This window comes from Klebsiella michiganensis, from assembly GCF_002925905.1.
Classification (GTDB): domain Bacteria; phylum Pseudomonadota; class Gammaproteobacteria; order Enterobacterales; family Enterobacteriaceae; genus Klebsiella; species Klebsiella michiganensis.
The window spans coordinates 42,762-67,854 of the sequence record NZ_PRDB01000014.1 but is presented as its reverse complement, the minus strand read 5'-3'; the positions used below and the strand labels follow the sequence as shown (position 1 = coordinate 67,854).

The 25,093-nt window shown below is 57.9% G+C and carries 24 protein-coding genes; 6 read left to right on the top strand and 18 right to left on the bottom strand.

What is annotated here, in order from left to right; all coding sequences use genetic code 11:
• Positions 1-28 precede the first annotated feature (28 nt).
• Both CDA56_RS23525 and sseA read left to right on the top strand, forming a co-directional pair.
• Entirely contained in the window at positions 29-1,213 is a 1,185-nt protein-coding gene (locus CDA56_RS23525) for a M20 family metallopeptidase (RefSeq protein ID WP_102803377.1), read from the top strand.
• A 123-nt stretch (positions 1,214-1,336) separates the two neighbouring features.
• Complete coding sequence (gene sseA / locus CDA56_RS23520) at positions 1,337-2,182, top strand: 3-mercaptopyruvate sulfurtransferase (protein WP_014230369.1); 846 nt, start codon at positions 1,337-1,339, stop codon at positions 2,180-2,182.
• Positions 2,183-2,221: 39 nt separating this feature from the next.
• Here sseA and sseB read toward each other — a convergent pair whose 3' ends face one another.
• From sseB to trmJ, 11 genes are all read right to left on the bottom strand, one after another.
• Positions 2,222-2,998 (bottom strand): enhanced serine sensitivity protein SseB, encoded by a 777-nt coding sequence (gene sseB / locus CDA56_RS23515; protein WP_048260591.1) that lies wholly within the window; start codon positions 2,996-2,998, stop codon positions 2,222-2,224.
• A gap of 111 nt (positions 2,999-3,109) precedes the next feature.
• Positions 3,110-4,396: an aminopeptidase PepB gene (pepB, locus tag CDA56_RS23510; protein WP_048260589.1), complete on the bottom strand. Its 1,287-nt coding sequence runs from the start codon at positions 4,394-4,396 to the stop codon at positions 3,110-3,112.
• A 106-nt stretch (positions 4,397-4,502) separates the two neighbouring features.
• On the bottom strand, positions 4,503-4,703 hold the full coding sequence (iscX, locus tag CDA56_RS23505; protein WP_004104502.1) for a Fe-S cluster assembly protein IscX: 201 nt from the start codon (positions 4,701-4,703) through the stop codon (positions 4,503-4,505).
• A 1-nt stretch (position 4,704) separates the two neighbouring features.
• On the bottom strand, positions 4,705-5,040 hold the full coding sequence (fdx, locus tag CDA56_RS23500; RefSeq protein ID WP_004104503.1) for an ISC system 2Fe-2S type ferredoxin: 336 nt from the start codon (positions 5,038-5,040) through the stop codon (positions 4,705-4,707).
• Between the two features lies 1 nt (position 5,041).
• The gene (hscA, locus tag CDA56_RS23495) at positions 5,042-6,892 is read right to left on the bottom strand and encodes a Fe-S protein assembly chaperone HscA (RefSeq protein WP_032750897.1); all 1,851 of its coding nucleotides are present in this window, start codon (positions 6,890-6,892) and stop codon (positions 5,042-5,044) included.
• Between the two features lie 15 nt (positions 6,893-6,907).
• The gene (gene hscB / locus CDA56_RS23490; RefSeq protein WP_064358814.1) at positions 6,908-7,423 is read right to left on the bottom strand and encodes a co-chaperone HscB; all 516 of its coding nucleotides are present in this window, start codon (positions 7,421-7,423) and stop codon (positions 6,908-6,910) included.
• Between the two features lie 75 nt (positions 7,424-7,498).
• On the bottom strand, positions 7,499-7,822 hold the full coding sequence (gene iscA / locus CDA56_RS23485; RefSeq protein WP_004104506.1) for an iron-sulfur cluster assembly protein IscA: 324 nt from the start codon (positions 7,820-7,822) through the stop codon (positions 7,499-7,501).
• Between the two features lie 19 nt (positions 7,823-7,841).
• Entirely contained in the window at positions 7,842-8,228 is a 387-nt protein-coding gene (gene iscU / locus CDA56_RS23480; RefSeq protein WP_002913991.1) for a Fe-S cluster assembly scaffold IscU, read from the bottom strand.
• A 26-nt stretch (positions 8,229-8,254) separates the two neighbouring features.
• Positions 8,255-9,469, bottom strand: a complete 1,215-nt coding sequence (gene iscS, locus CDA56_RS23475; RefSeq protein ID WP_004134936.1) for a cysteine desulfurase — start codon at positions 9,467-9,469, stop codon at positions 8,255-8,257.
• 176 nt (positions 9,470-9,645) lie between these two features.
• Complete coding sequence (iscR, locus tag CDA56_RS23470) at positions 9,646-10,137, bottom strand: Fe-S cluster assembly transcriptional regulator IscR (RefSeq protein WP_004853217.1); 492 nt, start codon at positions 10,135-10,137, stop codon at positions 9,646-9,648.
• A 237-nt stretch (positions 10,138-10,374) separates the two neighbouring features.
• Positions 10,375-11,115 (bottom strand): tRNA (cytosine(32)/uridine(32)-2'-O)-methyltransferase TrmJ, encoded by a 741-nt coding sequence (gene trmJ, locus CDA56_RS23465; RefSeq protein WP_025106595.1) that lies wholly within the window; start codon positions 11,113-11,115, stop codon positions 10,375-10,377.
• 120 nt (positions 11,116-11,235) lie between these two features.
• Here trmJ and suhB point away from each other — a divergent pair, with 120 nt between their 5' ends.
• Complete coding sequence (gene suhB / locus CDA56_RS23460; protein WP_004853221.1) at positions 11,236-12,039, top strand: inositol-1-monophosphatase; 804 nt, start codon at positions 11,236-11,238, stop codon at positions 12,037-12,039.
• A gap of 54 nt (positions 12,040-12,093) precedes the next feature.
• Here suhB and CDA56_RS23455 read toward each other — a convergent pair whose 3' ends face one another.
• Complete coding sequence (locus CDA56_RS23455; protein WP_048260588.1) at positions 12,094-13,074, bottom strand: nickel/cobalt transporter; 981 nt, start codon at positions 13,072-13,074, stop codon at positions 12,094-12,096.
• Positions 13,065-13,703, bottom strand: a complete 639-nt coding sequence (locus CDA56_RS23450) for a DUF1007 family protein (protein WP_102803378.1) — start codon at positions 13,701-13,703, stop codon at positions 13,065-13,067. Before CDA56_RS23450 ends, CDA56_RS23455 begins: the two co-directional genes overlap by 10 nt.
• 124 nt (positions 13,704-13,827) lie before the next feature.
• Between CDA56_RS23450 and csiE the strand changes: the two genes are divergently transcribed.
• The gene (gene csiE, locus CDA56_RS23445; protein ID WP_032750899.1) at positions 13,828-15,105 is read left to right on the top strand and encodes a stationary phase inducible protein CsiE; all 1,278 of its coding nucleotides are present in this window, start codon (positions 13,828-13,830) and stop codon (positions 15,103-15,105) included.
• On the opposite strand, the gene CDA56_RS23440 is transcribed toward csiE, so the two are convergent.
• The 4 genes from CDA56_RS23440 to CDA56_RS23425 form a co-directional block, all read right to left on the bottom strand.
• The gene (locus tag CDA56_RS23440; protein ID WP_004853228.1) at positions 15,102-16,235 is read right to left on the bottom strand and encodes a 3-phenylpropionate MFS transporter; all 1,134 of its coding nucleotides are present in this window, start codon (positions 16,233-16,235) and stop codon (positions 15,102-15,104) included. The two genes, csiE and CDA56_RS23440, sit on opposite strands and share 4 nt — an antisense overlap.
• Before the next feature lie 77 nt (positions 16,236-16,312).
• A complete protein-coding gene (locus CDA56_RS23435) occupies positions 16,313-17,149 on the bottom strand; it encodes an aldose 1-epimerase (RefSeq protein ID WP_032720544.1) in 837 nt (278 codons plus the stop codon).
• Entirely contained in the window at positions 17,149-18,585 is a 1,437-nt protein-coding gene (locus tag CDA56_RS23430; RefSeq protein ID WP_025106590.1) for a sugar porter family MFS transporter, read from the bottom strand. The genes CDA56_RS23435 and CDA56_RS23430 overlap by 1 nt, the downstream gene beginning before the upstream one ends.
• A gap of 70 nt (positions 18,586-18,655) precedes the next feature.
• Positions 18,656-21,931, bottom strand: a complete 3,276-nt coding sequence (locus tag CDA56_RS23425; protein WP_102803379.1) for a DUF5107 domain-containing protein — start codon at positions 21,929-21,931, stop codon at positions 18,656-18,658.
• Positions 21,932-22,043: 112 nt separating this feature from the next.
• On the opposite strand from CDA56_RS23425, the gene CDA56_RS23420 reads away from it, so the two are divergent.
• Together CDA56_RS23420 and CDA56_RS23415 are read left to right on the top strand one after the other, a co-directional pair.
• Positions 22,044-23,240, top strand: a complete 1,197-nt coding sequence (locus tag CDA56_RS23420) for an ROK family transcriptional regulator (RefSeq protein ID WP_009654343.1) — start codon at positions 22,044-22,046, stop codon at positions 23,238-23,240.
• Positions 23,241-23,313: 73 nt separating this feature from the next.
• Positions 23,314-23,736: a DoxX family protein gene (locus tag CDA56_RS23415; protein WP_064375086.1), complete on the top strand. Its 423-nt coding sequence runs from the start codon at positions 23,314-23,316 to the stop codon at positions 23,734-23,736.
• A 55-nt stretch (positions 23,737-23,791) separates the two neighbouring features.
• Here the strand turns inward: CDA56_RS23415 and glyA are convergent, their stop codons facing one another.
• A complete protein-coding gene (gene glyA / locus CDA56_RS23410; protein ID WP_009654385.1) occupies positions 23,792-25,045 on the bottom strand; it encodes a serine hydroxymethyltransferase in 1,254 nt (417 codons plus the stop codon).
• Positions 25,046-25,093 lie beyond the last annotated feature (48 nt).

Genomic DNA, 25,093 nt, shown 5'->3' with positions numbered 1-25,093 from the left:
GAATTTTTAGCAAATGATGGAGCCATTGATGATTAACCCTGACATCACCGCGATTATCGCCAGAGAAGAACAGGCGATGATCGCTTTTCGTCGCGACCTGCACGCCCATCCGGAACTTCCCTGGGAGGAGAAGCGCACCACGGATCGCGTCGCCGCCGGACTGGAGGCCATCGGTATCCCTTACCGCCGGACGCATCCCACCGGAATCATCGCCGACATCGCCAGCGGCCAGCCGGGTAAAACCGTGGCTCTGCGCGCCGATATGGATGCGTTACCGGTGGTGGAGCTTAACGACCCGCTCGACTATAAATCACAAACCCCCGGGAAAATGCACGCCTGCGGCCATGACGCCCATACCGCCATGCTGCTGACCGCCGCCCGTGCGTTATATGACGTCCGCGAGCAGCTGGCGGGCAACGTCCGGCTGATCTTTCAGCCTGCGGAAGAGATTGCCGAAGGGGCGAAGGCGATGATTCAGCAGGGGGCTATCGATAACGTGGATAACGTTTTCGGGATGCATATCTGGTCCGGCACGCCGTCCGGCAAAATCTCCTGCAACGTCGGTTCCTCCTTTGCCTCAGCCGATTTGCTGAAAGTGACCTTCCGCGGCCGCGGCGGCCACGGTTCGATGCCGGAGGCCTGCGTCGATGCGGCGGTGGTCGCTTCCGCTTTCGTGATGAATCTGCAGGCTATTGTGGCGCGAGAAACCTCCCCGCTGGAGTCCGCGGTAGTCACCATCGGCAAAATGGATGTCGGCACGCGCTTTAACGTCATTGCCGAAAACGCCGTTCTTGACGGTACCGTGCGCTGCTTCAGCCTGGAAGCGCGCCAGCGCCTGGAAACGGCCATTACCCGCTATGCCGAGCATACCGCCGCGGTATATGGGGCGACCGCTCAGGTTGACTACTGCTACGGTACGCTACCGGTGATCAACGAAGAGCGCAGCGCGCTGCTGGCGCAGTCGGTTATCCGCGACGCATTCGGCGATGGCGTCCTTTTCAATGAAAAACCGACCACCGGCGGAGAAGATTTTAGTTTTTATATGCAAAATATCCCCGGCGCCTTTGCGCTGCTCGGCTCGGGCAATAAAGAGAAAGGCAGCGACTACGCGCACCATCACGGCTGCTTTAATATCGACGAGCAGGTGATGAAAAGCGGCGCTGAACTGTACGCGCAGTACGCCTGGCGCTACCTGCAGCAAAACGCGTTTTAAGCCAACTCTCCCCCGACGCCGCTCGGGGAATATCACATTCCCGCCGCCTCTCCTTGAAAATGCCTTGTCGATATCGCAAAAAACAACAACAATCACTCTATTGTTGATGACACGGAGGCACTCATGTCTACCTCGTTTTTTGTCGCTGCCGACTGGCTGGCAGAGCATATTGATGACCCTGAAATCCAGATTATCGACGCGCGGATGGCCCCCCCGGGACAGGAAGAGCGCGATCTTAACGCTGAGTATCAGGCAGGCCATATTCCCGGCGCCGTCTTTTTCGATATCGAAGCCCTCTCTGACCACACCAGCCCGCTGCCGCACATGATGCCGCGCGCGGAGGCGTTTGCCGTCGCCATGCGCGAACTTGGCGTCAGCAGCGATAAGCATCTGGTGGTATACGATGAAGGCAATCTCTTCTCCGCGCCGCGCGCCTGGTGGATGCTGCGCACGTTCGGCGTTGAAAAGGTGTCGATTGTCGCCGGTGGGCTGGAGGGCTGGCGCCGCGATGGGCTACCGCTGGAGCAGGGCCTCCCCGAACTGCCGGAAGGTGATTTTGACGGCCGCGTCGATCCGCTGGCGATCAAGCGCCTGACGGATGTGCTGCTGGTCAGCCACGAAGGATCGGCGCAGATCGTCGATGCGCGCCCGGCAGGACGCTTTAATGGCCAGGTGGCAGAGCCGCGACCGGGACTGCGCAGCGGGCATATTCCCGGCGCGCTAAACGTACCGTGGACGGAACTGGTGATTAACGGCGAACTGAAAACCACCGATGAACTCAACGAGATCTTCGCGCGTCAGGGCGTCGATTTTGAACGGCCGATTATTGCCAGCTGCGGCTCCGGCGTAACGGCGGCGGTCGTCGTGCTGGCGCTCACCACCCTCGGCGTTAACGGCGTTAGCCTGTACGACGGCTCATGGAGCGAATGGGGCGCGCGGACGGATTTGCCGATTGAACCGGCGCAGTAGGCAGTAAAGAGAACAACGGGGGCCTGAGCCCCCGTTGAGTTAAATAATCCGATTGTGCTTAAAGTCGCGCAGGAAGCTGCCCCAGCGCTTTTCATAAAACGGCGTGATGTGGGCGATCATAAAGTGGCTAATCCCCTTTTCCCCCTCCACCACCTGACAGATATCAATCGGCTCGTCGCCGGGAAGCGTATCGGTCGCCACGCTGCCGGTCGCCTGAATAACCTCCTCAATATCGCCTTCCGCTTCAATGCCAATCAGCAGGTTGGCTGGCGCATCGGCGCTGTCTTTGATAGAGCATAAAAACGCGCGCTTCACCGTTTTCAGGGTCTTAAACAGCGCGGTCAGCGAGTCCACCATCTGCGCGGGCGGCTCGACAACCTCAGACAGCAGCAGCGACTCTCCACCTTCAAGCACGGTCTGGGTGCTGAGCGGGCTGCCCTCTTCCCCCAGCAGATGGCTAATCTCACGCGGCGCAAACTCTTTGCCGGTGGCGAGTTTGGCATTGAGATAGAGCGTTTCGCCGAGGGTCATGGCGAACAGCGTGCGCACCGGCATCACCACAAAAGACTGTTCGTCCTCAACGGCCTGCTGCAGCGCTTCCAGCGAGGTGAAAAAAGGAATGACCGATGTGCCATCATCTTTTTCCCAGTGCTGCAGATCCAGCACGCTGTCTTCAACGACCTGCTCGCCCTGAGCGGCGGCTCCGGGTACCCACACGGTAGCTTCCAGCAGCGTACGGAAAAAAGCCGGACGATGGCCTGGCTCGGTAGCCGCCTTCTCCAGCAGGGTTTCTAGCTCATTTTTAGTTTCGGACATAGTAGTTCCACAACGAAAATCCCCTCACCCCGGCTCTCTCCACGAAGGAAGCGGGAGAAAGCCGAACGTGACCTCCCCGTGAAACATCAGGGGGAGGGTCAGGGGAAAGGGTTATTCCGCGGTCAGCAAATTAGCAATAGTGCGCACGCCGAGGCCGGTCGCGCCCGCCGACCACTGCTCAACCGCAGATTTGCGGTAGGTCGCCGAACAGTCGATATGCAGCCAGCCTTCATGATAATTCTCCACGAAGTGGGACAGGAAGCCCGCCGCGGTGCTGGCGCCGGCCGGATAGGCCGCGCTGCCGGTATTGTTCAGTTCAGCAAAGTTGGACGGCAGCTGGCCGCGGTGGAACTCAGCCAGCGGCAGGCGCCAGAAAGCTTCGTTTTCAGCCTGCGCGCTCGCCAGCAGGCGATTCGCCAGCGCATCATCAAAGCTGAACAGCGCGTGATAATCATTGCCCAGCGCGGTTTTCGCCGCGCCGGTCAGCGTGGCGGCATCGATGATCAGCGCCGGCTTTTGCGCCGAAGCATCGATCAGGCCGTCCGCCAGCACCAGGCGACCTTCCGCATCGGTGTTCATGATTTCCACGGTTTTGCCGTTGCGATAGTGAATAATATCGCCCAGTTTGAAGGCGTTACCGCTAATCAGGTTATCGGCGCAGCACAGATACAGCTTCACGCGCTTGTTCAGGCCGCGCGTGATGGCGAACGCCAGCGCGCCGGTTACCGTCGCCGCGCCGCCCATATCGGACTTCATCGAGTCCATAAACGCGCTCTGCTTGATGCTGTATCCGCCGGAGTCAAAGGTGATGCCTTTACCGACCAAGCAGGCGTACACCGGGGCTTCTTTGTCGCCGGTTGGGTTATAGTCCAGCGCCAGCAGGACCGGCGGACGCTCGGAGCCGCGGCCGACGGTGTGGAGGCCCAGGTAGTTCTGTTCGCGCAGATCTTCGCCCTTGGTGATGCGATAAGAGACGTTATCGCAGGCCACGCTGCACAGCAGGTCTACCGCACGCTGCGCCAGCTGTTCCGGCCCCAGCTCTTCCGCCGGGGTGTTGATGGTGTCGCGGACCCAGTCAATAATGGTCAGGCGGTTATCCAGTTCGCTTTTCTGCGCATCGTCGAGGGCCGGCCACTCCACTTTGCGGCTGCCTTTCGGGCCTTTATAACCGGCCCAGAACGCCCATGCGCGATCGGTATCCCAGCCCTCGCCGTCAAGCGCGACATGTTTGATGCCCATGCCGTCAATTTTTCGCGCCGCGCGCTGAATCAAACCGAGGTCGTCTTTGCCGTTCAGATGCAGGGCGATGCCGTCGTTATTAATGCTGTAAGATGCTTTTTCTCCCCAGCGCGCATCGGCTGGCTGAGCGGTAAGCGTAATTTTCATAGCTTCGGTCATTATCATTATCCTTCTTAGCAAACGGGCCGCCGTATGGCAGCCCGTAAAGTTCTTTCGCTCGTTGATTCATCCGGCTTAAACCACCGGGTAAATCATGACGCGAAAATTATTCTGCTTCGTCTAACCAGACTAGCAGAATCGCCTCAAGAATTTTTTCATTGGATGCGTTCGGATCGTCATCAAACTCTTCCAGATCGCAAATCCACTGATGCAGATCGGTGAAGCGAACGGTTTTCGGGTCGAGATCCGGGAAAGCGTCGTACAGCGCTTCCCCGATTTCACGACTATCGGTCCATTTCAGTCCCATATTAATGCTCGCGTGCGTGGTTGATGGTGTAACGCGGAATTTCGATGACCAAATCTTCGTCAGTCACCCGCGCCTGGCAGCTCAGACGGCTGTCGGGCTCAAGCCCCCAGGCCTTATCCAGCATGTCGTCTTCATCTTCGGTACTTTCCGCCAGCGAGTCAAAGCCTTCACGCACGATGCAGTGGCAGGTGGTGCAGGCACAGGATTTTTCGCAGGCGTGTTCAATCTCAATACCGCTACGCAGCGCTGCATCAAGAATGGTCTCACCGGTCTCAGCTTCCACAACTACGCCATCCGGACACAGGTCCTGGTGGGGCAGAAAAACAATTTTTGGCATTTTAAACCTCGTCCACGGATTGGCCTTTCAGCGCGATACGGACCGATTGATCCATACGACGTGCGGCAAATTCCTGGGTTTGTGTGTCGATATTTTTAATCGCTTCTTTGATTGCATCGGCATCATCGCCTGCCGCTGCGGCGCGCACTTGCTCCGCGGCGTCATCGATAGCCTGACGCTCTGCGGCGCTTAACAGCGCGGCGTCGGCGGCCAGCGCGCTGACCAGACTTTCCAGTACGCGCGCGGCTTCAACTTTTTGCTCGGCCAGCATACGCGCCTGGACATCCTGTTCGGCGTAGCTCATCGAATCTTTAATCATGCTGGCGATCTCGCCATCGGTCAGACCGTAGGACGGTTTCACCTGGATAGAAGCCTCAACGCCGGTCGATTTCTCCATCGCCGTCACGCTCAGCAGGCCATCGGCATCCACCTGGAAGGTCACGCGAATATGCGCCCCGCCCGCCGGTAATGCCGGAATGCCGCGCAGCGCAAAGCGCGCCAGGGAGCGGCAATCCTGCACCAGCTCGCGCTCGCCCTGCATGACGTGGATAGACATCGCCGTCTGACCATCTTTGAAGGTAGTGAACTCCTGCGCGCGCGCCACCGGAATGGTGGTGTTACGCGGGATAACCTTTTCCACCAGGCCACCCATGGTTTCCAGCCCCAGAGAGAGCGGAATGACATCAAGCAGCAGCAGCTCGCTGTCCGGCTTATTGCCCACCAGGATATCCGCCTGAATCGCCGCGCCGATGGCGACGACTTTATCCGGGTCGATAGAGGTCAGCGGCGTACGGCCAAAGAATTCGCCGACGCGTTCGCGCACCAGCGGCACGCGGGTCGAGCCGCCCACCATCACCACTTCCAGCACCTCTTGCGCCTCAACGCCGGCGTCTTTCAACGCGCGACGGCAGGCCAGCAAGGTGCGTTTGACCAGCGGCGCGATCAGCGCATTAAACTGGCTACGGGTCACCTCCCCCTGCCAGCCGCCGACGTTCACTCGCGCCGTCTCGGCATCGCTGAGGGCGATTTTCGCCGCGATCGCCGCGTCAAGCAGCTCACGCTGCAGGCGGTTATCGCTGCGATCGTTCAGGCCAGCCTGCTCGCGCAGATAATCGGCCAGCAGATGATCGAAATCGTCGCCGCCGAGCGCGGAATCGCCGCCGGTGGCCAGGACTTCAAACACGCCGCGGCTCAAGCGCAGCACGGAGATATCAAAAGTACCGCCGCCGAGATCGTAAACCGCGATGACCCCTTCCTGACCGGAGTCCAGGCCGTAGGCTATCGCCGCCGCGGTTGGCTCGTTCAGCAGACGCAGCACGTGCAGGCCCGCCAGACGCGCCGCGTCTTTGGTTCCCTGCCGCTGAGCATCATCGAAGTAGGCCGGCACGGTAATCACCACGCCGTCGAGCTCGCCCGCCAGCGCCTCGGTGGCGCGTTCAGCCAGCGCTTTTAGAATGTCGGCAGATACGCGGATCGGATTGAGCAAACCTCCCGTAGTCTGAATCATTGGCAGGCCGTTTTCGCTGGCCTGCAGCTGATAAGGCAGATGTGGGTAGCGGGCCTCGATATCGGCCAGAGAGCGGCCCATCATGCGTTTGACGGAGCTGATGGTGTTGACCGGATCCAGAGCGGCGTTTTGTCGCGCGTCATAGCCCACCGTCAAACCCGAAGCCTGATAGTTCACCACCGACGGCAGCAAATAGCGCCCCTGATGGTCGGGCAGAGTTTCGGCCTGGCCGCTACGCACGGTAGCCACCAGTGAATTGGTGGTGCCCAGGTCGATACCCGCCGCCAGACGTCGCTGGTGCGGCGCGGCGCTCAGTCCGGGCTCACTAATTTGTAATAAGGCCATAATTGCTTCCGAAAATTAAAAATCGAGCAGTTTTTCTTCGAGTTGTTCCGCACTGCTTCGCAGTTTATCGAGAAAACGCAGCTTGCGCACGGTATCCGCCGCCGCCTCCCACGTCTCGTTATTCAGTTGTTCAACCATCAGCTGATGCCGGGTATCAAATTGCGCTTTGAGCCGCTTGATAAAGCTTTCCAGCCGCGCTTCATCTTTCGCCTTGCCTATCTCATCGAGCTCTTCGCGCAGTTCCAGCTGTTCCATCAGGAACGCGGTATCGCGCACGGTATGCTGCTCGCTGGCGAGATCGAAACCGTGAAGTGAAAGGAGATATTCGGCGCGGGTCAGCGGATGGCGAAGGGTTTGCCACGCCTGATTAATGGTGGCGGACTGCTGCACCGCGGCGAGCTGTTCGGCCGCGCTGCCGCTGGCGAACTTATCGGGATGATACTGGCGCTGTAGCTCCTGGTACCGGGCAGCCAGGGGTTCTAACGAAAGGGTATAGCTGGCCGGTAACCCGAAGAGGGTAAAATAGTCCATAGCAACCTCAGGGTTAACGAGATAAAGCAAACCCCACTTACGGACGTCCGCAGTGGGGTTTAGATTACATTGCGATTATACGTTAAAGCTTTCGCCGCAGCCGCACTCGTCTTTCACGTTCGGGTTGGTGAACTTAAACCCTTCGTTAAGACCTTCTTTGACGAAGTCCAGCTGCGTGCCGTCGAGGAACTGCAAACTCTTGCCGTCGATCACGACCTTCACGCCTTTGTCTTCAAACACGGTGTCTTCTGCCGCCGGCTCGTCAACAAACTCCAGTACATAAGCCATACCCGAGCAGCCGGAAGTTCTGACTCCCAGACGCAGACCAAACCCTTTACCGCGGTTGGCCAGAAAGGTGTTGACTCGCGCTGCTGCACTGTCGCTTAAAGTAATCGACATAACAAACCTCAACTCTTAATTATTTTGCTTCACGTTTGCTTTTGTAATCCGCAATCGCGGCTTTAATCGCGTCTTCCGCCAGAATAGAGCAGTGAATTTTCACCGGCGGCAGCTCAAGCTCGTCTGCGATATCGGTGTTTTTGATCGCCTGAGCTTCGTCCAGCGATTTCCCTTTCACCCACTCGGTCACCAGGGAGCTGGAAGCAATAGCGGAACCGCAGCCGTAGGTCTTGAAACGCGCGTCTTCAATGATACCTTCATTGTTGACTTTAATCTGCAACTTCATCACGTCGCCGCACGCCGGTGCGCCAACCATGCCGCTGCCGACGTTTTCGTCGCTATTGTCGAAGGAGCCGACGTTGCGCGGATTCTCGTAATGATCGATAACTTTTTCGCTGTAAGCCATGATGAATTCTCCTTATTGGTGCCGAATTAGTGATGTGACCATTCAATGCTGTTCAGATCCACGCCCTGCTTGAACATTTCCCACAGCGGAGAAAGTTCGCGCAGACGACCAATGGAGTTGCGAACCAGATTGATGGTGTAGTCAATCTCTTCTTCGGTAGTAAAACGACCTAAAGAGAAACGAATAGAGCTATGCGCCAGCTCGTCGGTCATCCCCAGCGCACGCAGCACGTAGGACGGCTCGAGGCTTGCGGAAGTACAGGCGGAACCAGAAGAGACCGCCAGGTCTTTCAGCGCCATAATCAGCGACTCGCCTTCAACATAGTTAAAGCTGACGTTGAGAATGTTCGGCGCGCCCTGCTCGAGATCGCCGTTCAGGTAGACCTCTTCCATATCTTTTACGCCGTCCCACAGACGGTTACGCAGGCCGCGCAGGCGGGCCATTTCGCTTTCCATCTCTTCTTTCGCGATACGGTAAGCTTCACCCATACCGACGATCTGGTGGACAGGCAGCGTCCCGGAGCGCATGCCGCGCTCGTGACCGCCGCCGTGCATCTGCGCTTCGATACGAATACGCGGTTTACGACGCACGTACAGCGCGCCGATGCCTTTCGGGCCATAGATTTTGTGGCCGGAGAAGGACATCAGATCAACTTTCAGCTGGCTCAGGTCGATAGGCAGTTTGCCCACGCTCTGGGTCGCGTCAACGTGGTAAATGATACCGCGGGCGCGGCACATCTCGCCGATGGTAGCGATATCCTGCACCACGCCGATTTCGTTATTCACGTGCATAATGGAAACAAGGATGGTGTCATCACGCATCGCAGCTTCCAGCTCTTTTAAATCGATAATGCCGTTACGCTGCGGGGCGAGGTAGGTCACTTCAAACCCTTCGCGCTCCAGCTGACGGCAGGTGTCCAGCACGGCTTTATGTTCGGTTTTGCTGGTGATGATGTGCTTGCCTTTTTTCTGATAAAAGTTGGCTGCACCTTTAATCGCCAGGTTGTCGGATTCCGTCGCGCCGGAAGTAAAAACGATTTCGCGCGGGTCAGCGCCGACCAGCTCGGCAATCTGATTACGGGCGATATCTACCGCCTCTTCAGCCTGCCAGCCAAAACGGTGTGAACGCGAGGCCGGGTTACCAAAGGTCCCGTCCAGGGTCAGGAACTGCATCATTTTCTCGGCAACACGCGGGTCCACCGGCGTGGTTGCGGAGTAATCGAGATAGATCGGTAATTTCATTGCTCTATAAACTCCGTACATCGCTTCAATGCAAGGAATCAGGCAACCGGCTGGATGTACGACCGAGTACACAGGATGTCGGAACATCCTGGCCTGATTCGAAAATCTTTTTTATCTTTTTTACTCAGCTCGTTTCAGCTTGCAGCCGATAGCTGCAAGATGAAACTGAACGAGAACTACGCGCGCAGTTTGACGTCGATGGCGTCCTGAGCGCGGGTGCTACGCTGGGATTCATGGTTGTGCTGACGGCCGGAGACATCAAGGATTTCCTGGTTATTCACCAGTTCGCCCAGCGTGATGTTATTCAGAAAACCGGTCAGTCGCTCGCTCAGATCGCGCCACAGCGCGTGAGTCAGACACTTATCGCCGCCCTGGCAGCCGCCTTTACCCTGACAACGGGTGGCGTCAACGGATTCGTCCACTGCGCTGATAACTTCGCCAACCGCGATGCTACCCGCTTCTTTACCTAACAGATAACCGCCGCCTGGACCACGTACGCTGGAAACCAGGCCATTTTTGCGCAGGCGAGAGAACAGCTGTTCCAGATAGGAAAGCGAAATTCCCTGACGCTCTGAAATATCAGCCAACGGAACCGGACCCGATTCAGAGTTGAGCGCAACGTCAAGCATCGCGGTCACGGCATAACGCCCTTTAGATGTCAGTCTCATGTCTTACTTAACCTCAAACTCGCCCCTGCCCGGGCTTTTTATTAATATGGGTATTGCATAGCAAGGGCAAGTCTGACATTCCCGAGTAAATTGGTCAACTATTTACTTGACTGTTTTAGTCAGGTATTTGGCTTTCCGTGCCGTTTCACTTCAGCGCGGCCTGGTGCCCTCGCCCCGGCCCTCTCCCACAAGGAGAGAGGGAGCCCGCAGTACCGCGCCGCCGGGCAACGGCGTGCACTATGACTCTTTATTTTTCTGCTGCTGCTCAATTGACGCCAGCATGCCGCGCAGGATGTTCAGCTCCTGGCTTTCCGGGCGGGCGCGGGTAAACAAACGGCGCAGCTTGTTCATCACCTGGCCCGGGTGGCTGGCGCGGATAAACCCGGTTGCCAGCAGCGTCTGCTCCAGATGACCGTAGAAACGCTCTAAATCATCCACCAGCGGATACGGGGTTTCTTCATGCTCGACGACAGGTTCATTTTGCTCCTGCGCCGCCAGCCAGGCCATACGCACTTCATAGGAGATAACCTGCACCGCCATCGCCAGGTTCAGCGAGCTGTATTCCGGGTTGGCAGCGATTGCCACATGGTAGTGACACTTCTGCAGCTCTTCGTTAGTCAGGCCGACGCGTTCGCGGCCAAAGACCAGCGCGATCGGCGCATGCTGCGCTTCAGCAACGCTTTTCAGGCCGCATTCACGCGGGTCGAGCATCGGCCACGGCAGCGTACGGGAGCGCGCGCTGGTCCCCACGACGAGGCTACAGCCCGCCAGCGCTTCATCAAGGGTATCAACGATGTGTGCATTGCCAATGACGTCGCTGGCCCCCGCCGCCAGAGCGATGGCCTGAGAATCGGGTTTGACCAGAGGATTGACCAGCCACAGGTTGGTTAACCCCATGGTTTTCATTGCGCGGGCGACGGAGCCCATATTGCCGGTGTGTGAGGTTTCTACCAGTACGATTCGAATATTTTGCAGCATTATGGTTCTTCGGCTAAAGATTATTCGTGCATGCTATCATAAAACGAAGACATAAGGAGATTTCACTGTTACTATATGCGCCGTTTTTTCCCGTTCTTTAACATCCAGTGAGAGATACCGATGCATCCGATGCTGAACATCGCCGTGCGCGCAGCGCGCAAGGCGGGTAATTTAATTGCCAAGCACTACGAAACCCCTGACTCCGTAGAAACCAGCCAGAAAGGCAGCAATGATTTTGTGACCAACGTCGATAAAGCCGCCGAGGCGATGATTATCGAAACCATTCGCAAATCTTACCCGCAGCACACCATCATCACCGAAGAAAGCGGTGAGCACGCTGGTGAAGATCAGGATGTTCAATGGGTTATCGATCCACTGGATGGCACCACCAACTTCGTCAAACGTCTGCCGCACTTCTCCGTCTCCATCGCCGTACGCATTAAAGGCCGTACTGAAGTGGCCGTGGTTTACGATCCGATGCGTAACGAACTGTTCACCGCGACCCGCGGTCAGGGCGCGCAGCTGAACGGCTACCGCCTGCGCGGCAGCAGCGCTCGCGATCTGGATGGCACGATCATCGCCACCGGCTTCCCGTTCAAAGCAAAACAGCACGCGACCTCTTACATGAACATCCTCGGCAACATGTTCACCGAATGCGCGGATTTCCGCCGCACCGGTTCCGCTGCCCTGGATCTGGCCTACGTTGCCGCTGGCAGGGTTGACGGTTACTTTGAAATCGCGCTGAAACCGTGGGATTTCGCGGCAGGCGAGCTGATCGCCCGTGAAGCAGGCGCTATCGTCTGCGACTTTACCGGCGGCCATAACTACCTGCTGACCGGCAACATCGTTGCAGGTAACCCGCGCGTCGTTAAAGCGATGCTGGCCAATATGCGCGAGCATCTGAGTGAAGCGCTGAAGCGTTAATTTCTCACCGCATGAAAAACCAAAAGGAAGCCGCGGCTTCCTTTTTTTATCGCATTAAAACGGCCGCAGGCCGCCGCCCGATGGCATCGCGCTACTCCACATCACGATGGCCGCCGCCAGTAAAATCACGCCGCCGGCCAGCGCCAGCGTTGCCCAACCGATCTGCTTCCACAGCGCCGGCGCCCGATTCGCGCTCAGCCTGACCGCCAGCTGGCGGAAACCATGAACCAGCAGCGCCAGCGCGCTAATCGTCAGCGAGGTTCCCGCCGCCATCGCCATCGCGGCCGCCATGCCCCAGCCAAATACGCCGATAACCTTGCTGAACAACAGCACCATAATGGCTCCGGAGCAGGGCCGCATCCCCATTGACAGCACGATAGCCAGCCGCGCCCGCCAGTCATCGCCGCTTTGCAGCTGTTCCGGCGCCGGCAGATGCTGGTGCCCGCAGCCGCAGCTGGCGTGATGAACGTGATGCGCGGTGAAGGCGGTGAATGTCGGTCGGCGCAGCAGCATCCGCAGCTTTTTCAGCGCCCGCCAGCACAGCAAAAGGCCCAGCGCGCCGACCAGCAGATAGCTTCCCTTTTCCAGCCAGAAGCTGCTCAGATGCAGCTGTCTTGCCGGCAGCCGCAGCAGCGTCAGTACCACCACAACTAAGGCGATGGCCACCAGTCCCTGCAGCAACGAAGCGGCCAGCGTCAGGCCGATGCTCGATTTCAGCTTCGACGGATGGGTTGCCAGCCAGGTGGTTATGACCACCTTGCCGTGCCCCGGCCCCAGCGCATGCAGGATGCCGTAGGCGAAGCTAAACCCCAGCAGCGACAGCCCGGCGGCGGCAGGATTCTCCGCAACCGCCTGCAGAAGCCGACTCAGTTCGACATTCAGCGCGCGCTGCCAGACCGCGCTTTGCAGCAGCACCTGCGGCCAGGCCCGCCATAGCCAGAAGCCAGCTCCGGCTGCCAGCAGCAGAAACAGCGCCAGCGGCCACAGCTGACGCCAGCGCGGCGAACGGCCGGTTTGAGCAAAAATCACTGACATTGCAGCGTCACCTTTTGCGCGAAGTAATTCCCCAGTTCCATATCCTCCGGCGGCGCATCCGCCTTATCCAGCGACTGCGCGTAGGACAACATTTTTTCGTTAGGCTTCGGCGTCATCACTTTTGCCGTGCAGCTTGTCTTCATCGCCGTCGGTAGTGTGAAGTCTGCGTCTTTGTCGTAATACATATCAACATAATAGGTCGGGTCGTAGGTGGAAAAGGTGAAGGTTTGCCCGGCCAGAGGCTGCGGCTTCGCCAGCGGCAGGGTAAAGGTGAGCACCGCCTGATGACCGCTGCGTTCAAGGCCATAACCAGCGGGCCGATTATCAAACTTCACCCGCTGGCCGTTGTGCCATAGCTCGCTGAAATAGTGCTGGCCCAGCACGTTCGCCATCACTTCCGCCGCCAGCTTTTTCCAGATTTCGCTACCGGGTTTAGCGCTGCCCGCATCATAGAGCAGATCGGCGGAGGTGATTTCATCCATCGTCCAGCGCATTTTAAAGCCGGTGAGCAGCCCATTTTCCGCCACGGCCTCCGTTTGCAAACTGATGAAACTGTGCGGATGCGCCGCCGCAGATAGCGATAAAAACATGAAAAACGCTACGCTGACGCATTGTTTCACTCTCTTCATCTGTTCCTCGCGTGAAAAATTCTGTGAACCCCGCCAGCAATCCTGATGTAAAGACCCGGAAATGCCCTGTTCACCCTCAATACATTAACTACTCTTAACGAAAACCCTAACTGGAACTAACCGGATGATGACAGTGATTGAACCACCATCTGTGCTTTCCAGTCCACAGCGCCGTAGCCAGGTGCTCCTGATGTTTTATCTGCCCGGGCAGTCCGTGACGCCCGAATGGCTGGGTAACCTCACCCAGGTTGATGAGGATACCGCCCGGCAGGACATTGCGGAGACGGGACGCGAGATTCAGCGTTATCACCGCTTGACCCTTGCTTCACAAGCGGACGGCAGCTATCGGATGGAAGGCGCCGCGCTCGATCAACGCTTATGCCTGCTGCACGGCCTGCGCCGCGGGCTGCGCCTGTGCCCGCATTTTGTCAGCCACCATTTTACCCCGGCATTGAAAACGCAGCTTAAACAGCAGGGTATCGCACGCACGCTGTATGACGACACCAATCTTCAGGCATTGGTCAACCGCTGCTCGCGCGCCCTGAACCGGCAGTTTGACTGCCGCGACGTGCATTTTCTGCGTCTTTATTTACAGTATTGTTTGCTGCAGCACCACCTTGGACAGAGCCCCACTTTCACCCACGAGCAGCAGCGCTGGGCGCAAGCCGCCGCCGAGTTTTCCCTCGCCGAGGAGATTGTCCGCCACTGGCAGCGGCGGGTTGCGGCAACGCCCCATGCCGGAGAACAGCTGTTTCTGGCCCTGCTGTTTATGCTGTTGAAAACCCCCGATCCTATCCGCGATGGTCATCAGCACGATCGCCGTCTGCATCTGGCCATTTCCGGGCTGATTCACCGCTTTCAGAACCTGGCGGGCCGTCCGTTTAGCGATGAACAGGGGCTGAGCGATCAGCTCTATATTCACCTTTCGCAGGCGCTACACCGCAGCGTTTTCGCTATCGGTATCGATAACGCGCTGCCGGAGGAGATTGGCCGTCTTTATCCCCGTTTGATGCGCACAACGCAGGCTGCGCTGGCGGAGTTCGAAGCCAGCTGGCAGGTACGCTTTAGCCAGGAGGAAGTCAGTTTAATCGCGGTGATCTTCGGCGCCTGGCTGATGCAAAAAAGCGATCTGCAGGAGAAACAGGTGGTTCTGCTGACCGATGATAACCCGGACCTTGAGCAGTCGCTGGAGCAGCAGCTGCGCGAGTTAACCCTGCTGCCGCTCAATATAAAGTATTTGAGCGTGAGCACCTTTCAGAAAGAGGGCGCGCCGAAGGAAGTGACGCTGATCGTCACTCCCTATGCCACGGCGCTGCCGCTGTTTTCGCCGCCGCTGTTTCACGCCGAAGAGACGTTCAGCGATCATCAGCAGCAGCAGATTTGCAAAATGCTGGAGGCCTAAGCCACCGCTTTTGGCCGCACCACCAGCGCCGGTAAGGCCACCAGCGCCATCACCCAGAAAACGCCCTGGTGCAGATGCTGGTAGAGGAAACCGGCAAAGACCGTCATCACCGCAATGCTGCCGCCCATCGCGACGGCGGAGTAGACCGCCTGCAGGCGGATCACTTCGCTGCCCTGACGCGCCGCAATGTAGCGCATCGCCGCCAGATGGCACACCGTAAAGGTGCCGCAGTGGAGGATCTGCGCGACGATAAGCCAGGGTAGCGCCGTCGTCCAGCCCATCAACGTCCAGCGAATTAGCCCGCACACCGCGGACAGCAGCAGCAGATCGCGGGCGCTAAAGCGGCGGAAGACTTTTTTGCTCAGCGCGAAAATCACCACTTCCGCCACGACGCCAAGCGACCACAGGTAGCCCACGGCGGAGGCGGAATACCCCGCTTCCTGCCAGTAGATAGCGCTAAATCCGTAGTAGGCGGCGTGCGCGCCCTGCAGCAAACAGACGCAGGCGAGGAAGCGCCAGCTTTGCCTCACCAGCGTAAGCCAGGCCGCCAGGCCGGCCGCTTCCTGCTGGCGGGATTCGCCCTGCGGCTGCACCGATGGCTTCAGCAGCATGCCGAGCAGCATGGAGGCAATACCGACGCTGAGCATCACCAGTATCATCCGGTAGTCATACAGGCTGACCAGCTTCCCGGTCAGCGCCGAGCCAATGACGAAAGCTATCGACCCCCACAGGCGCACGCGCCCGTAGTCCATGGTGATCTGCTTTTGCCAGGTATTCGCCAGCGCGTCGGTCAGCGGCACCAGCGGCGAGAAAAAGAGGTTAAAGCCGACGATAATCACCATCAGCCAGGCAACCTGGTGGCCGATCCAAAATGCGAGCGCAAAGAGCAGCGTCAGCAGCGCCAGAATGCGCAGAGAAGAGATAAGACGGGACGGGTCGCTGACCCGCGGCGCAATCAGCAGGCTGCCAAGAAAGCGCGACACCAGCCCGGCGCCGAGCAGCATGCCGATGGTTTCCGGCGTCAGGCCAAGTCCGGAAAGCCAGACGCTCCAGAAAGGCAGGAAGATGCCGTAGCTAAAAAAATAGGTGAAGTAACTTAGCGCCAGCCAGCGCGTGGAGTGTAAGACCATGATTCCCTCCCGAATGGAGGCGACAGTCTGGCGATAAAGCGGGGCGGGCGCAAGATACCCTCGCCCCAGATATGGCGCTATTCGCGCCCCTGTACGTCTATTTTCAGCGAAAAACTCAGCGTATCTCCGGCGCCTAAAACCCGCAGCCCCGGCTGTCCGTCCATGTTATGGGCGTTTACCGGATGACTTTGCGGCTCGAGGCAAAGGAACGGCTCGCCCTGCATTCTGAAAAGCATCAACCACGGAGTTTGCGAAAGAATTGTGATATCCATCACATCACTACTCACCCTCGCCCGCCCGCTCCAGCCGGAATAGCCCACGTTCAGCCAGCGATCCTCACCGTACTGCGCGTGGCTGAAATCGGCGTCGCCGGGCAACTGGCCTTGCCAGCCGAGAGGAAGATGCTGCTCCCCTTCCGGCCAGTAGCCGGCGGCTGCAAACTGCACCGTACTGCGCTTATCAAAAGGAAAAAACGGATGAAAACCGCAGCCATAGGGGATGGGCGTGCTACCGCAGTGGGTAAGCGTCAGCGCAGCCACCAGCTGGTTACGCAGCAGCTGGTAGCGGATCTGCGCCAGGTAATCGAAACCGCAGGCATGCTGCCGACGCAGCTGTAACACGCAATAGTCGCCGCCGCGCGCAATCATATCCCAGCGCTGCAGCCAACCGTCGCCGTGGAGAAAAAAATGCGCGTCGGCGTGGTGGCGAGGCAGAACTATCTCACGTCCCTGAAAAATAAAGCGGTTCCCGGCGACGCGATTGGCCAGCGGCAGCATCGGAAACATGCCGCCGGCGGGGTTTTCATACAGCACCGGCGCCTGATAATGCCGCGAGTATAAACTTTGCACTTTGCCGCCCAGAGAAGCGACGCGCATCCGCAGATGCGCGTTTTCCAGAATCCACTCTTCCGCCATTAGCGCGTCTGCTCCTGCTTCATCGCCTGAGCGCCCGCATGACGTTGCGCCAGCTGCTCTTCCAGGGCTTCGAGAGTGACCCCCTTCGTTTCCGGCACGTTGCGCAGAATATAGAGGTAGCCGGCAGCGCAAATGACGCCATACAGCAGGAAACTGCCCGCCGCGCCCAGTCCGGCATTAAGCAGCGGGAAAGTGTAGGTTAACAAGAAACAGGCAATCCACAGCGCCAGGGTGCCTAAGGACATCGCGAGTCCGCGAACGCGGTTGGGGAAGATTTCCGCCAGCAGTACCCAGGTAACCGGCGCCAGGGTCAAGGCGTAAATAGCAATCGCCGCCAGCACCAGCAGCAGAACGGGCCAGCCCATGATGCCCATGCCATAAGCGGCGGCAATCAGAACATAGATCAGCGTCAACCCTGAGGCACCGAGCAGCATTAATTTACGGCGGCCGATTTTATCCACCAGCGGCAGCGCGGCGAGGGTAAACACCAGGTTGACGATCCCCGTTGCGACGATCGATTTCAGCGTACTGTTAATATCGAATCCCGCCGAGGCAAAAATCTCCTGCGCGTAGTTAAAGATGACGTTAATTCCGCACCACTGCTGGAAGACGGCGAGGACCATGCCAATGATAACGATCGGTTTAACCTGCGGAGCCAGCAGCGCGCCGTAGGAGATTTTATGGTTATCTTTTTCCAGCGTGTGCGCGATGTCACGTAATATCCTGTCGGCATAGTCGGCGGAGCCAATGCGCTCCAGCGCGGCCCGGGCGCGATCCGGCTTACCGGCCTTCATGAGCCAGCGCGGCGACTCAGGAACAAAAAACATCAGCACCAGAAACGCCAGCGCCGGCACCAGTTCCGCGCCGAACATCCAGCGCCAGCCCATCTGCCCGTTCCAGGTCTCCACAATCATCTGCTGCGTCGCCCCCGTCGCTACGGGTTCCGCAATCATCAGGTTGATAAGCTGAGCGGCCAGCACGCCAATCACGATAGTGAGCTGGTTTATCGCAACAAAGCGCCCTCTTTTTTCTGCCGGGCTGACTTCCGCGATGTAAAGCGGGCTGAGCGCGGATGCCAGACCAATCCCCACGCCGCCCACAATGCGGTAAACCACAAACATGTCGAAACTGCTGGCAACCGCCGTCCCCCACGCCGAGGCGCTGAACAGCACGGCGGACAGTATTAAGGGCAGCTTACGCCCCAGTTTATCGGCGCACCATCCCGAGATTAATGCGCCGAAAACGCAGCCCACCAGCGCCGAGCTCATTGCCCAGCCGGACTGCGCCGGGTCGGTAATGGAAAACCAGGCTTCATAAAACGGCTTTGCGCCGCCAATCACCACCCAGTCATAGCCAAAGAGTAAACCACCGCAGGCGGCGACCAGACAGATAGTCCAGACGTAGCCCATTTTCAGATGTGTCTGCGCGTTATTCATAATGATTCCTCTATAAGGGAAACGCAGGGAACAGTAGGGTTCAGGCGGGCCAGGCCCGCCCGTTTCAGGTTCAGGAAAACATGCCGCTTTGCAGGGCATGACGAATCAGATGCGCCTTATCATGAGCCGGGTTCAGCTGCAGCAGCCGCTGCATCGCCTGCTGGCTGGCGGATAAGTTGCCCAGCCCCAGATGGCCCAGCGCTTCAATAAACAAACAGTGCTGCTGATGCTGCTGCTGCGCTGAAACATCGAGCACCACCAGATCCGGGAGAGAGACGGCAAAAAAGTCGGCTTGCGGAACGTCATCCCGATGCTGCCTGGCCCAGGCGATAAAATTCTGGAAGTGCTGCTCGGCCTGCGCCGGATTACCGCTCTTACGCAGCGCGATGCCCTGCCAGAAAAGGTAATCGGCGGGCTGATCGTTGTAGTAACGCCCGGCGTCCAGCGTTGAGCCCCCTTGCAGGGCAAGCTGGTAATATTCCGCTGCCCGATGCGCATCCCCAGTCTGTTCCGCGCAATAGCCCAGCAAATACCAGATATCGTTGTCCGTCTGCCCGGGCAGCCGCCCCTCTCCCAGGTTATCGGGATAGCGTAACGCTTCATTCAGGCAGCGAGCGGCCTGCGTGAACGCCTTACGTTCGATCAACTGTAAAGCGCGATGGAGCTGATTGAGCAAATACTGGCCGGTAACTTTCCCCTCCCCGCCTTCCCAGGGATGAAATACGCGCGTACCGAGAATAGCGGCGGCATCGGCATAATGGCCGGCCGCGTTCCACAGGCTTAACAGCTCAGCGGTCAGGTCATCCCGTTTCAGCACCACCGCTTTGCGCGCCGCCAGCGTTTCCAGTCGTTCGTTTACCGGCGTACCCAGTGATTTTTTCAGGAAATCAAGCTCAAAGAGGAAGCGCGCGTTTTCGGGCTCAAGCTCTACGGCCCGCTGCAGATAAGCCAGCGCCTGCGCGGCATCCTGTTGTTTGTTCCAGGCGTAGACCCCCAGCAGACGATGAGCGGGCGCATAGTCGGGAGATTTTTCCAGCGTCTCGCGCCAGCAGCTTACCGCCTCTTCATAGCGACGTTTGCTGTACCAGAAGCAACCGAGCAGATAGCGGGCAAAAGCGCTATCGCTCAGGGTTTGCAGCATCTGGACTTCATCGAGCGTATTGGGGAAACGCACTTTTCGTGCATGGCAGCGCTCGGCTTCGGCAATTAACCGTTGCCGTTTATTCGCATCATCGCTTAACGAGGCGCGCCACAGCATCGGCAGCGCCTCCTGGCAATCCAGAACCTCAAGCACCTCCTTCGCCGCCTGCTTCTGACCGATGGAGAGCAGCCAGCCCGCCAGCAGGCTGCCGTTGATCCCTCTGCGCCCCGTTACGCGCAGCAGGCCCGCGCGCGACTCATCGCCCGGCGCAATCATCCAGCGCGCGCAGTGCAGCGGATAGCTCAACGGGTATTGTTCGAGGCAGACGACAATATACGCCTGTGCCTCTTTCGTCCGCCCGCTGTTCGCTAACGCCAGCGCTTTCAGCCCCATAGCCAGATGGTTGCTGGCGTTAAACTGCAGGCTGGTGTTGACCTTTTCCAGCGCGTCGGCGGTATCGCCACGCTTCATCGCCAGCCTTGCCAGCGCCCACCAGGCGGCATCGCGGCAGTTACCGCTCCAGGACGCTTTGTAATAGCAATCCCATGCTCCAGCTTCATCGCCCTGCCTTTCCAGCGCGCTGCCAAGCAGCATGCTGGCTTCGCCATCGCGCGGATTTTTATTCAGACGATGGGCGCGAAGTAGCGCGGCCCGGGCACATTGCTCCGCCAGCCCCCAGTCGGCGCAATTAAACGCCAGCGTCCCGAGGGCAACATTATTGCGGTAATCCTGCGGATCGAGGGCTATCGCCCGGCGATAGTAATCCGCGGCACAGCGGCTTGCATGATTGTATTGTTCAAGATGCTGGCCGATAAAATAGAGCTCATCGCCGTTGTGAATCTCTTCCGGCATCGCCGGCGCGCAGGCAGGTTCGGGCAGGGGCGTCTGCTGAGTAATATGTTCCTGATAATCCAGCAGCGGCTGGTTGTCTGCGGTTTTCACCTTAATGGTTAAGCGCCGGGCGTCATTTTCCGGCAGCGTATGCTGCCAGCTCTCGCCGGGCTTCAGCGTAAGCTGAGTTTCATACAGCGGCTGCTTTTCCGCGCTGAGTTCAACAACAATATTTTCCAGCGGCGCAATGGCGTAAACGCCGAGCTGCAGCTGCTCCGTCTCACGAACCAGCTTCAGCGCCAGCTGCGTATTGGCATTTTGCACCATCCCCAGCTCGCTATAGGGAAGGAAGTTTTGCACAAACACCTTCTCTTCATAAGGCGCAAGCCAGGTAAAGTCAGGCTGGTTATCGGTGTAGACGCCGGTCATCAACTCGATATAGGGGCCATTTTCGTCGGTCAGATTGCGGTCCCACGCCTGGCCAAAGTCGCCATAGCCCCAGCTCCACTGTTTTTTGCCCGGCGAGACGTGATGGTCGGCAACATGCAGCAGCCCACCGCGCTCGTCGTGGTGATAAGCGCCGACAAAGTCGTAGTCCGATTTCTCCGCCATATACGAGGTGGGTACCGGAACGTTTTTATAACGGGAGATATCGACGCCCGCAGAATAGTCCACTTTGTAGTAGGTGCCGGTGGCGATGGGAAAAGCGGAAACATCGCGCTTGCCGTGATCGAATACGGCGGTGACGTCGGGTGGAAACACGCTCTGGTGAGCATCGCCGCCTTTGACCGCCGGGTTGGCCCACCACAGGAAATGACGCGGCGTTGCGTTACCATTAAAAACCTTACCGGTAATTTCAATCAGCGCGCGGTCAGGATAGAGAGTAAACCCGGTCATGACCTGCAAACCGCGCATGGGCTCCGCTTCCCCCATCCATACGGTCTGCACGCCGTTTTCCCCGCGCTGGATCGAAAAATCGACCGGCATAAAGGTCGTCGGGCGGTGATGCTGCGGCCAGTTGAACTCGATACCGCCGGAGATCCAGGGCCCCAGTAGCCCTACCAGGGCGGGCTTAACGACTTCATTGTAATAGACGAAATCGCGCTGTTTGACTTTGTCATACGCCCGGTGAATACGTCCGCCGAGCTCCGGCAGCAGCATGATACGAATGAAATCATTCTCCATCCATACTGCCTGATAATCGCGCATTTCACGCTCGCCGGTCAGGGTATCTATCACGCCGTAGGGATAGACGTTGCCGGAGGAACCCTGATAAACGCGCTTTTCCAGAAACATGGGGTTCGGATCCTCCGCCCCCGTCGTCCACGTAGGTAATGTAATTGTTTCCTGCCAGACCTTAACCGAACCGTACATGACGCCTCCACTAAACGAAATAAAGTAAAACTTGCTATGAGAGGAGTTTATATCGCCATTTAGCTGCTAAAATGCGCAACGCTCACGCAATATAGTTAAGGGAGTTAAGTGTATGCAGCGCACCGGTTTGAATAACGCCCGGGTCAGGCAGGCCAACAAATCTATTTTTCTCTCCCACCTCTGGCGGGAGAAACAGCTCAGTAAATCCCAGCTTTCCCAGCTCACCGGGCTCTCTATTCCGGCTGTGAGCAACATTCTTGCCGAACTGCTTAGCGAGGGATTGATCGGCCATTCCACGGAAAAAATGAGCAAGCGCGGCGTGAACAGCGGAAGCTACCAGATCCCCGAACACGGTGCCTGGACGCTATGCATGAATATCACGCCGACCAGCATTGAGTATCAGCTTGCCGATGCCCGACTGCTGGCGGTTGACGGCCACCAGCATTTGCCCATCGATGCCCCCACGCCGCAGGCCCTTCTGGAAGCCATCGTGGAATGCTGGCGACGTATACACCGCCGCTACCCGCAGCACAGCATCAATCTCGCGCTTGGCGTTCATGGGCAGGTTGATCCGGTAACCGGGGTGTCACAAACCATGCCCCAGGCGCGCTGGAAAACGCCGATTGAAATAAAGTATCTGCTGGAGGAACAGCTCGGCGTGCAGGTGCGGGTGGATAATGACTGCGTGATGCTGGCGCTGGCGGAGAAGTGGCAGCATCAGGGTATACAGCCGGATTTTTGCGTGATTAACGTCGATTACGGTATCGGCTCGTCATTTGTGATTAACGATCAGATTTATCGAGGAAGCCTCTACGGCAGCGGGCAGATAGGACACACGATTGTGAATCCTGACGGCAAGGCCTGCGACTGCGGGAGATACGGTTGCCTCGAAACCGTAGCGTCCCTCAGCGCGTTGAAAAAGCAGGCGCGGATGTGGCTCAAAACGCAGCCGGAAGCGCAGCGCTCTCCCGAGCAATTAACCACGGCATCGCTCATTGAAGCCTGGGAACAGGGAGACGTGCATATTCGCGCATGGGTTGATAGCGCGGCCAACGCCATTGGCTTAAGCCTTTATAATTTCTTAAATATTTTGAATATTAATCAAATCTGGCTATACGGACGCAGCTGCGCCTTTGGCGAACAATGGCTGGAAAGTATCGTTAAACAAACCGGCTTTAATCCCTTTGACCACGGCGATACGCCGCGAGCGCACGCCACTCAAATCGGCTTTGGCAAACTGACCCGCGCCCAGCAGCTGATGGGGATCGGTTATCTGTACGTGGAGGAACAGCTGCAAACGCTGCGTTAATCGTCAGAGGACATGGCGGAGCGCAAATTTGTGTATTACGTTTAAATCACACGTCTCTCATAACGAGCTGATTATGAACACTCTACGCTATTTTGACTTTGGCTCCTCCCGCTCTCTGCTGCTGCTGATTGCGCGTATCGCGGTGGTGGTGCTGTTTATTCTTTTCGGCTATCCCAAGCTGCTCGGCTTTAGCGGCACGGTGCAGTACATGGCCTCCTCCGGCGCGCCGATGCCAACGCTTGCGGCCATCATTGCCATTATTATGGAAGTGCCGGCGGCCATTTTAATTGTGCTGGGCTTTTTCACCCGCCCGCTGGCGGTGATCTTTATTTTTTATACCCTCGGTACCGCGGTGATTGGCCATCACTACTGGGATATGACCGGCGATGCGCTTCTGCCGAACATGATTAACTTCTGGAAAAACATCAGTATTGCCGGTGCCTTCCTGCTGCTGGCGATAACCGGTCCCGGGGCGATTTCGCTCGACCGCCGCTAATCAACAGACGCAAAAAAGGCCGCATCAGCGGCCTTTTTTATGTCAACGCTAACGCTTACGCATAAACCGGGAAGCGTGCGCAGATATCCAGCACTTTACCCTTCACGCGCTCAATGACCGCTTCGTCATTGATGTTGTCCAGCACGTCGCACATCCAGCCGGCCAGCTCTTTCACTTCCGCTTCTTTAAAGCCGCGACGGGTGACTGCCGGAGAACCGATACGGATGCCGGAGGTCACAAACGGGCTCTTCGGATCGTTCGGCACGCTGTTTTTGTTGACGGTGATGTTAGCACGGCCCAGCGCAGCGTCCGCTTCTTTACCGGTCAGGTTTTTATCGACCAGATCCAGCAGGAACAGGTGATTTTCAGTGCCGCCGGAAACCACTTTGTAGCCGCGGTTCAGGAACACTTCTACCATTGCCTTCGCGTTTTTCGCTACCTGCTGCTGGTAAACTTTGAACTCCGGCTCCATCGCTTCTTTCAGCGCAACGGCTTTCGCCGCGATAACGTGCATCAGCGGGCCGCCCTGGGCGCTCGGGAATACGGCAGAGTTCAGTTTTTTGTACAGCTCTTCGCTGCCGCCTTTCGCCAGGATCAGGCCGCCGCGCGGACCGGCCAGGGTCTTGTGGGTAGTTGTGGTCACGACGTGAGCATGCGGAACCGGGTTCGGATAAACGCCAGCGGCGATCAGACCGGCAACGTGGGCCATGTCGACGAACAGGTATGCGCCGATGCTGTCAGCGATTTCGCGCATTTTTGCCCAGTCAACCACGCCGGAATAAGCGGAGAAACCACCGATAATCATCTTCGGTTTATGTTCCTGAGCCTGCTTAGCCATGTCTTCATAGTCAATTTTACCGGACTCATCGATGCCGTAAGGAATGATGTTGTACAGTTTGCCGGAGAAGTTGACCGGGGAGCCGTGAGTCAGGTGACCACCCTGCGCCAGGTTCATACCCAGAACGGTATCGCCCGGCTGCAGCAGTGCAGTATAGACCGCGAAGTTAGCCTGGGAGCCGGAGTGCGGCTGCACGTTAGCGTAGTCAGCGCCGAACAGCTCTTTGGCGCGATCGATAGCCAGCTGCTCTACGATATCGACGTATTCACAGCCGCCGTAGTAGCGCTTGCCCGGATATCCTTCAGCGTATTTGTTGGTCAGCTGAGAGCCCTGCGCCTGCATAACGCGCGGGCTGGTGTAGTTTTCGGAGGCGATCAGTTCGATGTGCTCTTCCTGACGTACTTTTTCTTGCTCCATAGCCTGCCACAGTTCGGCATCATAATCGGCAATGTTCATTTCACGCTTTAACATCCGCATCTCCTGACTCAGCTAACAATAAAATTTCGGCCTAAAAAGGCG